At 65.2% G+C, this 12440-nt stretch carries 10 protein-coding genes; all 10 read right to left on the reverse strand.

The window, feature by feature from the left end:
• Nucleotides 1–4: 4 nt before the first annotated feature.
• The 10 genes from ACOZJV_RS13910 to ACOZJV_RS13955 all read right to left on the reverse strand — a co-directional run bounded on the left by ACOZJV_RS13910 (nucleotide 5) and on the right by ACOZJV_RS13955 (nucleotide 12376).
• Nucleotides 5–781 (reverse strand): 2OG-Fe(II) oxygenase, encoded by a 777-nt coding sequence (locus ACOZJV_RS13910; RefSeq protein WP_020297454.1) that lies wholly within the window; start codon nucleotides 779–781, stop codon nucleotides 5–7.
• A gap of 280 nt (nucleotides 782–1061) precedes the next feature.
• The gene (locus tag ACOZJV_RS13915; RefSeq protein WP_078473251.1) at nucleotides 1062–1976 is read right to left on the reverse strand and encodes an aliphatic sulfonate ABC transporter substrate-binding protein; all 915 of its coding nucleotides are present in this window, start codon (nucleotides 1974–1976) and stop codon (nucleotides 1062–1064) included.
• A gap of 87 nt (nucleotides 1977–2063) precedes the next feature.
• Nucleotides 2064–4532: a TonB-dependent receptor plug domain-containing protein gene (locus ACOZJV_RS13920; RefSeq protein WP_078473137.1), complete on the reverse strand. Its 2469-nt coding sequence runs from the start codon at nucleotides 4530–4532 to the stop codon at nucleotides 2064–2066.
• 25 nt (nucleotides 4533–4557) lie between these two features.
• A complete protein-coding gene (locus ACOZJV_RS13925) occupies nucleotides 4558–5055 on the reverse strand; it encodes a RidA family protein (protein WP_078473136.1) in 498 nt (165 codons plus the stop codon).
• 90 nt (nucleotides 5056–5145) lie between these two features.
• Nucleotides 5146–6723, reverse strand: coding sequence for a flavin monoamine oxidase family protein (locus ACOZJV_RS13930; RefSeq protein ID WP_078473135.1), 1578 nt, complete (start codon nucleotides 6721–6723; stop codon nucleotides 5146–5148).
• 228 nt (nucleotides 6724–6951) lie between these two features.
• Nucleotides 6952–8145, reverse strand: coding sequence for a dipeptidase (locus ACOZJV_RS13935; RefSeq protein WP_078473134.1), 1194 nt, complete (start codon nucleotides 8143–8145; stop codon nucleotides 6952–6954).
• 184 nt (nucleotides 8146–8329) lie between these two features.
• Nucleotides 8330–9298, reverse strand: a complete 969-nt coding sequence (locus ACOZJV_RS13940; RefSeq protein ID WP_020297460.1) for an ABC transporter substrate-binding protein — start codon at nucleotides 9296–9298, stop codon at nucleotides 8330–8332.
• A gap of 10 nt (nucleotides 9299–9308) precedes the next feature.
• Complete coding sequence (locus ACOZJV_RS13945; RefSeq protein WP_421547881.1) at nucleotides 9309–10118, reverse strand: class II aldolase/adducin family protein; 810 nt, start codon at nucleotides 10116–10118, stop codon at nucleotides 9309–9311.
• Between the two features lie 105 nt (nucleotides 10119–10223).
• The gene (locus ACOZJV_RS13950; RefSeq protein ID WP_421547882.1) at nucleotides 10224–11162 is read right to left on the reverse strand and encodes a D-isomer specific 2-hydroxyacid dehydrogenase family protein; all 939 of its coding nucleotides are present in this window, start codon (nucleotides 11160–11162) and stop codon (nucleotides 10224–10226) included.
• Nucleotides 11159–12376 (reverse strand): acyl-CoA dehydrogenase family protein, encoded by a 1218-nt coding sequence (locus ACOZJV_RS13955; protein WP_421547883.1) that lies wholly within the window; start codon nucleotides 12374–12376, stop codon nucleotides 11159–11161. Before ACOZJV_RS13955 ends, ACOZJV_RS13950 begins: the two co-directional genes overlap by 4 nt.
• Between the last annotated feature and the right edge of the window lie 64 nt (nucleotides 12377–12440).

Consider the following 12440-nt stretch of genomic DNA (forward strand, 5'->3'; position numbering starts at 1 on the left):
GGGGTTAGCTCCAGTAGGCCAAAGGCTGGTGTTCGCCGTAAAAACCGATAAAGACGCCGAGGGTGATCCGGGTGCTGCTCGCCGAAGGGCGGACCGCGTGGATCAGCCGTGGGTTGAGCAGGATCAGGTCGCCCGGTTCCGGCTTGATCACAAAATCCGGGGGCGGCAGCAGGTGGCGTTCGATGCCGTAGGCGCGCTCGCCGCGCAGGCGGTTGTATTCCTCCTCGTCGGGCTCGATGCCCCAGATCTCCAGCTCGCCGCCGTCTTCAGGTATCTCCAGGTAAATGTTGGTCGACAGTTGGCTCAGCAGCGGCTGGCTATGGCCCTCGGGCGCATTGCGTTCGAGGTTGTCGGTGTGCGGCGTCAGGTCCACGCCGCTGCCCTGGAAACGGGCGATGCCGACGAAGCATTTCTGCCCGTCCACCTGCAACAGGTGCGCGCCCTGGGGCCAGACTTCGTCCAGCAACAGGCGCAACTCGTCGATGGGTGAGGCCAGCGGGCGGAACACCTGGCGGATCTTGCGGATATTGCCCAGCGCCTGGGCGTGGTACTCGGCGCGGCTCTGCTCGTCCTGGATTTCGATGTAGGCCTTGCCGATGCGCACGAATTCCTTTTGTTCGCTGAAGGCGCTGCGCAGCTCGTGCTGGTACAGATGATCGCGCGCCACCTGCAAGGTATCCGGTGGGCAGAAACCTTTGAGCTGCACCCCATAAGAGCGCTTCTCCACGACATCGAGGATATGCCGTGCTTCAAGTTGATCGGCAGTAATGACTGTAAACATGCAAGCTCCCTTATTCCCTGGAAGTAGTGCGAAGAGAACAACGTAATATTTTGTTGCAAAGCCACCTTAGTCAGCCAAAAGTCCGTTGTGAAATACCCTTTACCTCTATTATCCAAACTTAAAAATGTATTGAAAAAAGAGCGCAAAAGGCCCTGCAACAGCCTTTACAGGCCGAGCAACAACATACTTTCAAATACACTAAGAGCGCACGAGCAAATAACTTCATTCGCCGCACATAACAGCAAAACTCCCGAATTTAATTAATGAAGGCTTCATCTTCTTACTTCACTTCATTGAAGCGGTCATCAAAGTAGGCCGGTGCATCGAATGTGCTCTGGATAATGCCCTCCTCGCGATACAGATCGGCGGTGTGCTGGACGTCCTCGATCACCGCCGGGCCGATGGCGATCCGTTGCGGTCGTGAATAACGATTGGAACGTTCGTGGATTTCCACCGGCAGACCGCTGTACACCGCCTGGATCCGGGAGAACTCTTCCTGGTGCTGGTCGGCCCAGACATAGGCCCGCGCCAGGCGCCGCAGGAAATCGTCGATCTGCGGCGCCTTGTCCTGGATCGCCTGATCGCTGGCCACCAGCAACATATGCCCGGCGAACAAGCCCTCGCCGCTGATCAGCACCCGGGTTCCACCGGCCATCTGCACCATGCTGGTGTAGGGGTCCCAGGTCGACCAGGCATCGGCCTGACCGTTGGCCAGCACGCTGCGCGAGTCGCCGGGCTGGAGGAAAATAAACTGCGCATCGGTGCCATGCAGGCCCACCGAGCGCAGGGCCGCCAGGGCCAGGAAATGGCCGATGGAACCGCGGGTAGTGGTGATGCGCCGGCCCTTGAGGCTGGCGGCGTCGGTCAGGGGCGAATCCTGGTTGACCACGATTGCCACCGCGGTCGGCGTGACCTTGAGTTTGATCACCCCGACGGTCTTCATCGCCGCCCCGGCCGCCGCCGCAAACACAAAGGGCGCATCGCCCAGGGCACCGATGTCCACCGCCCCCGCCGACAGTGCCTCGGCGGTCGGTGCCGCGGCGGCAAAGGAGGCGAATTCGATCGGGTACGGCACCTGCTCCAGCTCGCCGGCGGCCTGCAGCAGAATCTTCAGCGACTGCTTCTGGCTGGAGACCCGCAACCGGTTGTCGGCCTGGGCTGCGGTGCCCAGCAAACACAGAATCAGCAACAGCATCCTGTAGCCGCTGCCGAGCCCGCGAGGCTGCGCCGGCCCGGCCAGGCACCGCAACGCAGCACGCACACCCCACTGCATACCCACCCCTTAAAACGCCAGGCTGACGCGGCTGTAGTAATAACCACCGCCCAGCCCATACGGCGAAAACATCCCGTACTCATAGGTCCCGGCCCACGCCTTGAGGCCGATCTTGTCCGGGTACTCGTCGAACAGGTTGTTGGCGCCCAGGGCCACGGTGAGGTTCTTGGTCACGTCGTAGGCCACATCGATATCGGTGATCCACTTGGCGCTGTAGGTACGGTCGTTGGCCGGAATGTTCGAGCCTTCGGTGTACTCGCCAAAACGCGTCAATTGCAGGTTGGTGGTCCAGTCGCCGACCTTGTAGTTGGTCGACAGGATCCACTTGTCCTTGGGCGTGGACTTGGTCAGGTCGATCTGCTGCTGGCGGTCGAACAGCACATAGTTCGAACCCAGCCGCGCCAGGGCCGCCGGGGTGTCGGCCAGATCACGGATGGTGGTCTTGTTGTGGTTGTAGGCAACACTCCACTTCGCCGTGCCGTATTCACCGAACGACTGGCTGTAGTCGGCCACCAGGTCCACGCCCTTGGTCCGGGTGTCGGCGGCATTGGTGTAGTACTGCCCGGCCAGGTTCGGCGACAGGCCGTTTTCCACCAGGATCTGCGAGACCTGGGTGCCTTGCAGCAGGCCGGTCTGGAGAATCCGCTTGTCGATGTCGATCAGGTAGAAGTCGGCGGTCAGGCGCAGGCGCTCGGCCGGTTCGGCGGTAAAGCCCAGGCTGTAGTTGCGCGAGGTTTCCGGCTCCAGGTCGCGGGCACCCAGGGCCACGGCTTCCGCCGAGTTGGGGCGCATCTGCTTGGTACGCACCGAGGTGGTGGTGCCGCCCGCGCCGAACTGGGTCACGGTGCTGGTGGTGGAGAACACGCTCTGGGCCAGGGACGGCGCGCGGAAGCCGTTGCTCACCGCCGCCCGCACCGCATACCCGGGGATGAACTCATAACGGGTGGTGAGCTTGCCACTGGTGGTGTCGCCGACCCCGAGGTTGTACTTCTCGTAGCGCCCGGCCGCGCCGACATACCAGTTGGGGGTGATGTTGAGGCCAAAATCGACATAGGCCGCTTCGCTGTGACGCTCCAGGCTGTAGGCGTCCTCCGGGGTGGTGCCGTTGACCGAGAACAGCCCCGGGTCCGGGCGCACCCCGGCGAACGGGCCGACATTGGGCACGTAGCTGCCGTAGTTGTAGGAGTTGGGTTCACCGCTTTCGAGGGCGTATTTCTCCCGCCGGTATTCCAGGCCGAAGGAGGTTTCCAGCGGGCTGCTCCAGCCGATGTCCAGGGCCCGGGAGAAGTCCAGGTTGTTGGTCCACTGGTCGAACACCAGGTTGCCGAGGTGGAAGTCATGCTGGCCGTAGGGGCCGTTGGAAATGTTCAGGTTGTTGGCGGTGTCCAGCACGCCGCGGTCCTTGCCGTAGGTGCTCGACAGGTCCCAGTCCCAGCCGCCGGCCAGGCCCTTGGCGCCGCCGGCAACCTGGAAGTCGGTCTCGTGGATCTCGCGCCGCGCCTGGCCGCCATTGGGGTATGGCGCGTTCGGCACACCGGCCAGGCTGGTGATGTCGGTGGGCTTACGGTGGCCCAGATCCTTGTTGCTGTTGCGGTAGCTCAGGGTCGAGAACGAATACAGCTTGAGGTCGTCCTGCAACGGCAGTTCGGCGTTGTAGGCGACGCTGGTGGTGCGGTCGCGGCCCAGGCCGTACTCGGTGCCCCAGCCCTGGCGATTGCTTTCACGGGGGTCGGGGGAACCATCGGCCTGGTTGAAATACAGCTGGCCGGTGGCGGCGCTGGAGCGCTCGTAGGGTTCCTGGATCTTGGCGTCCCACGACAGGTTGAAGAAGCCCCCGTTCTCCCCCAGCTTGTTGCCCCAGTTGAAGGCTTCGTGGCCGGTGGTGCCGTCGCCGTCGTAGTACTGGCCCAGGCTGGTGTCGGAAGTCAGGCCCTCGGCATTGCGCTTGAGGATGATGTTGATCACCCCGGCAATCGCGTCCGAACCGTATTGCGCCGCCGCGCCGTCGCGCAGCACTTCGATGCGCTCGATGGCGGCGGTGGGAATCAGGTCCAGGTCCACCGGCACCGAAGCGTTGCCGACCCGCGCGCCGTTGTTGATCAGGGCCGAGTTGTGCCGGCGCTTGCCGTTGATCAGCACCAGTACCTGGTCGCCGCCCAGGCCGCGCATGCTGACGCCGCGCACCAGGAACGCCGTGCCGCCGCCGTTGATGGTCGGCACGTTGAACGACGGCAGCAGCCGCGCGAGCATTTCCTTGAGGCCGTTCTGGCCGATGGTGCGCAGTTGTTCGCTGTCGATCACATCGATCGGCGCCGGGCTGTCGGTGACGGTGCGCTGCTGGCTGCCGCGAACCCCGGTGACCACTACGGTGCCGAGGGTTTCATCGGCAGCCAGGACGTTGGGCGGCAAGGTCAGGCCGAGCAGGCCAAAGCTGAGCGGCGCCACGCCGACGAGGGTTTTGTGCAAGTTGGAACGCATGGCTGAAGATCCTTTTGAGCGGCGCTTAGTGCGACCTGGCGGCAACGGTTTCGACTTCGATCAAGGCCCCGGGCAATACCAGCCCGGCTACCTGCACCGTGGTTCGCGCCGGTTTCAGCGGCTGTTTTTCAGTGCCGAAGAACTCGCGGAAGGCCCGTTGCAGGCCATCGAAATCCAGCTTGCCGCCCAGGGCCGGGTCGCCCACCAGGTAGATCCGCAGTTGCACCACATCGCCCAGCTTCAGGCCCTTGCCGGCCAGGATCGACTCGACCTTGTGCAGCACTTCGCGGGTCTGGGTTTCGGTATTGCCGGCGGCGCGGATCTGCTCCTTGCCGGCCTTGGGGTCGACCGGGTCCGGCAGCAGGCCGGAGAGGTAGGTCACTTCGGTGCCGGCGGGCAAGGTCACCGATTGCAGGATCGGCGAATTCGGATAGGTCGACGGCACACGCTCGATGGACGCGGCCCAACTGCTGCTCGCGGCAAAAACGATCCCCAACCCCAACAAGGCTTTTTTAAAAGGCATGACAGACGCTCCAAGGTTATTTAATGCCAGCCTCGGAGGTCCGCTACCTGGCAAATCAGTGACTGCTGTTTTGATGAAAGCGCGGCTTTTTCAGGCCGTTTGCTTGAGTGGCGAGCTTTGCGCCCGCTCGAATAAATGGCGCACTACGCGCCGCGCGGCGCCGGCAGCGGCTTCCTGCCAGATGCCGACGCCGCTGTGGGCCAGGCCGTCGCTGGTCAGGTAGACCCGGCCCTGGGCCTGGTTCAGCAACTGGTAATCGGGCTCGGCCACGGCGTGGTTGATCCAGGGCCCGAGGTTGTAGGGGATCTTGCTCCAGGCAATCGCCAGGGGCTTGCGCAGTTCATGGCTGTGGCCGGGGTGCAGCAGCTCCACGGCCTGGCGGGAAATCTCGATCTGCTCGGCCAGGCTTCGTTCGCCGAATCTGCGCGCAGTTTCGCCATTGTTGTAAGCCGCCACCAGCACCCCTTCGGCCTGGTTGAAGCCACCGCTGGGGTACCACAGGCCGGAGGCTTCCTGATTGATAAAGGACAGGCCGCCGTAGATCTGGTAGTCGCTTTCCCAGAAGCGCCGCGACTGCCAGGCCACCTTGTTTGCGTAGCCGAACTGCACCTGAGCGATGGCCTGGCGCACCGGGGTGCTGAGGTTGTTTTCGACCTTGGCCAGCAACGGCAGCGGCAGGGAACTGATCACGTAGTCGGCGCGCAGGCTCTGCTGGCGGCCGCTGCGCTTGTCCAGATACGCCACTTCGACACCCTCGGCCTGGTTGTGGATGCCAAGCACTTCGGCGCCCAGGCGCAATTGGCCCTGCAACTGTCGGGCAAAGGCTTCGGGGATGCGGTCCATGCCACCCACCGGCTGGAACATGGTGGGCGAGAATTCGGGGTATTCGTCGATCATCAGCGCGGTGGTCAGCGCCGGATTGAGCAGGGTCTGCAACGGCAGCGGGTCATTCTTCTGCGCCAACTGGTCACCGGCACCGGGCCAGACCTTATAGCCGGAACGGGCCGAACCCAGGTATTCGAGCTTGTCGGAGAGGTCGCCCCAGGTCTTGAGAAAACTCAGCAGATTGCTGCGATCGGCGGGGCTGAGTTCCTGATCCAGCGCATTGCGATTGACCGCCTTGGCCAGCAGCTCGGAGAAGTGCCCACGGCTGTCATTGACCGCCTGGCGAATCTGCAGCGCCGGCTGGTTCAGGTCCGGCCGCACCAAGGCGTTGCGGCTGGTGTTGACCAGCACTTCCAGCTCCACCCCCAGTTCGCGGCAATAGCCGAGCATCAATTGGTGGTGGCTGGGCAGGCGCCCGGGGCCGGCATTGAGGTAGAAGCCATCGGCGAAATCCGCCACCTGCACGCTGCCATCGGTGTACTCGACCCGATCGCCGCGACGCACCGTCCAGTTGCGCCCGCCTACCCGCTCCCGGGCTTCGAGCAGGGTCACCTTGAACCCGGCTTTCTTCAACTCGTAGGCGCTGACCAGGCCTCCGATACCGGCGCCGATCACCACCACGCTGGCACCGTGGCCGACACTGGCCGTCGGCAGCGCGGCGTAGTTCTCTTCAGCAGCCTGCGCCCCGTCGCTCACCCCGAGCATGCCCATCACCGCACTGGCGGCCTGCAAGCCACCGACGGCGGCCACTCGGGCGATCAATTGTCTTCTGGTCAACGGCATGCAAGGGCTCCCTGCCTGGCGGATGGATAGTGCATTCGGTTATAGCCCAGCGCTACGATCAGTCACTTGGGTCTATGGGAAGCCATCCTAGGGGGAGCACTTTAATAAGAGAAATACATTTTAAGCATATGCAAATATTACTTTGTTTCATATTTACCCGAGCGGATTGTGCGCCGCGTGCATAGAGCCGGGCTGACCCGCGAGTCACCCTCGCCAGCGGGCATTTGCCTAGCGCGTAGCCCTGCCCTGGGCCGCCGTCAAAACCCGCAACAGGTTGCCGCCCCAGATATTGACCAGGTCCTGCTCGCCGTACCCCGCCGCCAACAGGCGCTCGGTGATCCGCGGCAGTTGGGTGACGTCCGCCAGGCCCTCGACCCCACCGCCACCGTCCCAGTCGGCGCCGATGCCGACATGCTCGGGGCCTACCACTTGCAGGATGTGCAGCAGGTGCTGCATGTAGTCGTCCAGGCTGGCCTGGGGTTGCGGGTAGCGCGCCTCGACCTCGCGGATACGCGCGGCGAGGTCGGCGACCTGCTCCGGGCTCATGCTTGCCGCCAGGCGAAACTCGCGGTACAGCGGCCCCAGGGCCTTGTCGCGCTCGGGGCTGGGCGGGCGCTGGATCAGGTCACTGCCGAAGCTGTTGACCTGCACCACCCCGCCTTTGGCCGCCAGCTCTCGCAGGCGTCGGTCATCGAGGTTGCGCGGGTGGGGGGTAATCGCCCGACTGCTGGAGTGGGAAGCGATGATCGGCGCCGTGGACAGCGCCAGCACCTGATCGAACACCTGATCCGAAGCATGGGACACGTCCAGCAGGATCCCCAGGCGGTTAGCCTCGGCCACCAGCTCGCGCCCTGCCGGACTGAGGCCGCGCCATTGCGGCAGGGCCGTGGCCGAGTCGGCGAAGTCGTTATTGGCCGAATGCACCAGGCCGAGCATGCGCAGGCCCAGCCGCTGGTAGGTCTGCAAGCGCTGGGGGTCGGCGGCCAGGGGCTCGGCGTTTTCCATGCTGATAAACACCACCCGCTGCCCACGGGCGACGATCGCCGGAACGTCTTCGGCGCGCAGGGCCAGGGCGAACTCCGCCGGGTGCGCGGCGATCAGGTCGCGGATCCGCGTGATTACCGCCAGCCCGTGCTCGCTGGCCAGGGTCCGGCCTTCGGCAGTCAGCGGGCCCTGGGGCGTGAAGACCGCCCAAAAGCCGCCGTCCAGGCCACCTTCGCGCATCCGGGGCAGGTCGACCTGGGACAAATCGGCCGCGAAACTGTGGCGCTGAGTGATGTCCCAACCCGGGCGCGCGAGTTGCATCGGGGTGTCGAGGTGGCTGTCGAGGACGGTCAGGCGTTGGTGCAGTTGCAGCGGGGTTTCAGCGGCCAGGGCCAGGGGGCTGGCCAGCGCGAGCACTAAAAGAGAGTGGGCAAACATCGAGGCCTCCGTGGCCTTGGGGGAATGGATAGACGTACTCCCATAGCCGCTACCGAGCCTGCGCTGGCCCTCTCAAGCGCCGGAATATGCAGGACAGATACGCGGCGTTATGGACGGACAGCGCAGCCTCGCAGGCACGGCAGCGGCTACAGGTCATTGGCACGCGGCTACCGGTGGCGAGGGTTCAGCTCCAGCGGAAGCTGCGGTCCCACAGGCCGGAGACGTCCAGCGCCTGGGGCAGGACGCCGGCTTCGAAAAACAGGTCGGCCACGTCCTGCTGCGATTTGACCGCCGCGTCGTCCACCGGCTGCAAAATCCGTGGCCCGCTCTGGGCCCGGTACTGGGCCAGGAATACTTCACGCGGCATGCCGAGGATCTTCGCGCTCTTGCTCGCCCACTCCTCCGGGTGGCTGGCAATCCATTGCCAGGCGCGGTACTCGCGCAGGATGTAATCGGTGATCGCCGCGTGCTTGAGCGGGTCGGCGATGCTCGCCTGGTTCGCCGCAATCACGTAGTTGCCGGACAGATAACCCTGCCCGGTCTTGAGCACCCGGGCCTCGGCGCGCAACTCGGCGAGCTGGATGAAATAGCCAAAGCTGACCCAGGCATCCAGCGCGCCATGTTGCAGCGCGGCAAAGCCGTCCTGGGGAGTCAGGGCCAGGGGGATGATGTCGTCGAAACCCAGGCCCTGTTCCTTCAGGGCCTTGAGCAGGAAGTAGTGCGAGCTGGTGGAGCGGATATAGCCGATGCGCTTGCCCTTGAGCTCGGCCACCGACTGCACCGTCGACCCCTTGGGCACCAGGAACGCCTGGTTGTTGACGTCGCCGGTGAGCACCGCGATCAACTTGACCGGGGCGTGGTTCTTGATGCCGAAGATTGGCGGGATCTCACTCATCGGCGAGATATCCAGCGTGCCGCTGACCAGTGCCTCGAAGCTCAGGTTGCCGCCCGTGAATTCGGCGTACTTGACCTTGTACGGCGGGGTTTCGATGCCGGCCTCGGGAAAAAAGGTCGGCGCCGCGCCCTTGTAGGTGGCCACGTTCAGGGTCACGCCACTGAGGTCCGGGGCCGCCAGGCTCAAGCGCGGCATGCCGCCGGCGACACTGGCCAGGCCGGCCAGGGCCGAGAGTTGGAGAAAACGACGACGCTGCATGGGCACATCCTTAATCGAGAAAGTCCGGCTCATCACGCAAGATCCGCGCGTGATAAGGCTGAAAACTGAACCAGCCACCGAATTCGGTGCCGACCTGGCGTGCGGTGTGGCGCGCCACGTCAGGGGGGATCGGCCGCGGCGTACCGGCAGCCTCGGCCAACAGCTGGGTCTGGGCGGCGTTGTCCATGGCGATAAAACGCCAGGCCGCGGCCTCCACGGTCTGGCCCACGGTCAGCAGGCCATGGTTTTGCAGGATCAAGGCCGGGTGCTGGCCCAGGGTCTGGGCAATACGCGCGCCTTCGCTGCTGTCGAGCACCACGCCGGAAAACTGGTCGAACAACGCGTGCTTTTCATAAAAGGCGCAGGCGTCCTGGGTCAGCGGATCCAGCAGGCGCCCCAGGCTCGACCAGGCCTTGCCGTACAGCGAATGGGCGTGGGCCGCGGCCACCACTTCCGGGCGCGCTTCGTGCAGCGCCGCATGGATGGCAAAGGCCGCCAGGTTCAGCGCGCCCTCGCCTTCGACAATCTCGCCCAGGGGGTTGACCAGCAGCAGGTCCGACACCCGCATATGCCCGAAATACACCCCCACCGGGTTGACCCAGAAATGATCCGGCCGCCCCGGGTCGCGCACGGTGATATGCCCCGCGCCACCCATGTCGAAACCGTGCCGGGCAAACACCCGGAACGCCGCCGCCAGGCTTTGCTTGCGCTGCACCCGCTCCAGCTCGACCGTCGCCTGCTGCGGCGGCTGCTCCCAACGCAACACCGTGTGCCCCTGGCGCGGCAAGTCATACACCGCCGGGCGCTTATATGCCGTCATGCCCGCTCTCCCCCTGCAAAAAATTCCACGCCCCTCGTAGCCGCTGACGAGCCTCGCCAGGCTGCGCGGGCCCAGTTGGCCGCTGAAGATCCGCAACTGCCCAGTTCAATACCCACGCCCCACCTCCACCCGATTCTCCAGCTCCAGCCCCTGGTCAAAACGCTGGATATTGCGCACCAGCAGCTGCGCGATATTCAGATAGACCTGAGGCGAATTGGCTGAGGTATGGGGCGACAGGCGTACCCGCGGATGGCGATAAAAGGCATGCCCGGCCGGCAACGGCTCAGGGTCGGCGACGTCCAGGCTGGCAAGCGCGACCGCCCCCGAATCCAGGGCCGCCAGCAACGGCGCCTGCTGGATCAACGCCCCGCGCGCAATATTGATCAGGTGCAAACCCGGCTTGGCCGAGGCCAGGACCCGGGCATCGATGATGTGCCGCGTCTGCGCAGTCAGCGGCACCGCCAGCACCAGGTGATCGGCCCGGGCGAACAGCTCTTGCAAATCAGCCACCGCCTGCACCCCCGGCACTTCGAACGGCCGCGTCGATTGACGCAGGGCCAGCACCTGCATGCCCAGCGCCTGGGCCTTGGGTGCCAGGCTCTGGGCGATGCTGCCAAAGCCGAACAGGCCCAGGGTGCTGCCCGCCACCGCCGCCAGCGGACGTTGCTGCCAGTGCTCGGCAGCCTCGATCCACACCTGGGGCAATTGCTTGGCTGCTGCGAAAATCGCGGCCAGGGCAAACTCGGCGATGGTCTCGGCGGTGCTGCCCCGGGCGCTGGCCACTGGCAGGCTGTCGAACAGCCAGCGGGGAAAATAATCCAGGCCCGAGGTCACCAGTTGCACAAACTGCAAGCCGAAGGGCCAGCCCGCTGGCGGCTCCACGGCATCGCGAAAATCGCCATGGGGCGCTGCCAGCAAGACCCGCACATCCGCTGGCAACGCCTGGGGCAGCCCCCGGGGCAATTCCAGCACTTCGACATCCGGCAGCAGCACCCGCAGGCGGGCATTGAAGGCCGCGTCCAGCTGGCTGGCGATACGGGTCATGCCTGGGCTCCCCGGGCGGGCAAGGCAAACGCGGCACGCCCGGCGGCGCTGAGGATCGCGTCGTTCTGCGGGGTATGAATCCGGCTGCAGAGCACGTCGCGGTAATGGCGCTCGATCGGATTGCCCCGGGCCAGCCCCGGATTGCCAATGGCTTCAATACCCAGTTCGACGGCGCTGATGGCGTTGCTGGTGACCAGGTACTTGATCTGGGTCGCCTCACCCGGGGCGATCCGCCCTTCGGCGGCGGCATCCAGCAGCACCCGGTTGTTCAATAGCAGGGCGTCGATGCGTCCGATCAACTCCTGAAAACGTGGCAGGCTCGCCAGCGGCGCGCCGAGGTTGGCCGGTGTGCGCTCGGCGAGCCAGGTCACCAGCCAGTCGCGCGCGGCGCGGGCCACCCCGTCATAGATCGACGACAGCAGCACTGCCAGCCACAGCACCCCATTGCTGTCGAGCTCGGACGGGCGCGGCACGTTGGCCGGCTGGATATCCACCGCCTGCTCCAGGGGCACGAACACCTCATCGAAAATCACGTCGTGGCTGCCGGTGGCGCGCATGCCCAGGTGATCCCAGGTTTCTTCGACGCTGATCCCCGGGGTCTCGCGGTGCACCAGCCAGGTGCCCACTTGCGGCTCGGCGTCGTCGCTGCGGGCCCAGACCGAGAGCCAGGTCAGGCCGGGGATCCCGGTGGAATAAATCTTGCGCCCGCTGATGCGCCAGCCGCCTTCAACGCGGCGTGCCAGGGTCCCGGGCAAGCCGCCACGGGCCGGGGTGCCCAGGTCTGGCTCGACCCGCAGGGCATTGATCAGCGCCCCCGACTCCACGGCCTCCCGCGCCACACGCTGGCGCAGGTGCAGGGGCCAGGCCTGGTTGTGTTGCAGGCGGGTGTGTTGCAGGTATTGCATCACCAGCACCAGGGCAGTGGACGGCTCACCCCGGGCCACGGCGCTGATGACCCGCCGTGCCTGGGCCAGGCTGGCCTCGCTGCCGCCCAACTGGCGCGGCACGGTCAGGGCCAGCAAGCCATGTTCATGCAGGCGCTGCAGGTTGGCATGGGGAAACTCGCTGTGCCGGTCGTAGTGCGCGGCACTGGCGGCAAACTCGCTGGACAGGTTTTGCAGCAGTTCGGCGAATTCAGGCGAGTCGAGGCCGGCGTGGGATAACGCCACCTGCGGCCCCGCCGGCGGGCGCTGGGCCACGGTAGAAAGGCTCATGGGTGGCTCCTGCGCGACCGCTGCCGATGCACGGAACCTGGCAGGAATGCGGACAAGACTGAGT

The sequence above is a fragment of the Pseudomonas sp. QD4 genome, assembly GCF_049199125.1.
Taxonomy (GTDB): Bacteria; Pseudomonadota; Gammaproteobacteria; order Pseudomonadales; family Pseudomonadaceae; genus Aquipseudomonas.

Bases quoted from the DNA above. Each gene is read 5' to 3' on its own strand.
- ACOZJV_RS13915 (WP_078473251.1), bottom strand. From the start codon at position 1,976: ATGCTGTTGCTGATTCTGTGTTTGCTGGGCACCGCAGCCCAGGCCGAC.
- ACOZJV_RS13940 (WP_020297460.1), bottom strand. From the start codon at position 9,298: ATGCAGCGTCGTCGTTTTCTCCAACTCTCGGCCCTGGCCGGCCTGGCC.
- ACOZJV_RS13945 (WP_421547881.1), bottom strand. From the start codon at position 10,118: ATGACGGCATATAAGCGCCCGGCGGTGTATGACTTGCCGCGCCAGGGG.
- ACOZJV_RS13955 (WP_421547883.1), bottom strand. From the start codon at position 12,376: ATGAGCCTTTCTACCGTGGCCCAGCGCCCGCCGGCGGGGCCGCAGGTG.
- ACOZJV_RS13925 (WP_078473136.1), bottom strand. From the start codon at position 5,055: ATGCCTTTTAAAAAAGCCTTGTTGGGGTTGGGGATCGTTTTTGCCGCG.
- ACOZJV_RS13950 (WP_421547882.1), bottom strand. From the start codon at position 11,162: ATGACCCGTATCGCCAGCCAGCTGGACGCGGCCTTCAATGCCCGCCTG.
- ACOZJV_RS13910 (WP_020297454.1), bottom strand. From the start codon at position 781: ATGTTTACAGTCATTACTGCCGATCAACTTGAAGCACGGCATATCCTC.
- ACOZJV_RS13930 (WP_078473135.1), bottom strand. From the start codon at position 6,723: ATGCCGTTGACCAGAAGACAATTGATCGCCCGAGTGGCCGCCGTCGGT.
- ACOZJV_RS13920 (WP_078473137.1), bottom strand. From the start codon at position 4,532: ATGCGTTCCAACTTGCACAAAACCCTCGTCGGCGTGGCGCCGCTCAGC.
- ACOZJV_RS13935 (WP_078473134.1), bottom strand. From the start codon at position 8,145: ATGTTTGCCCACTCTCTTTTAGTGCTCGCGCTGGCCAGCCCCCTGGCC.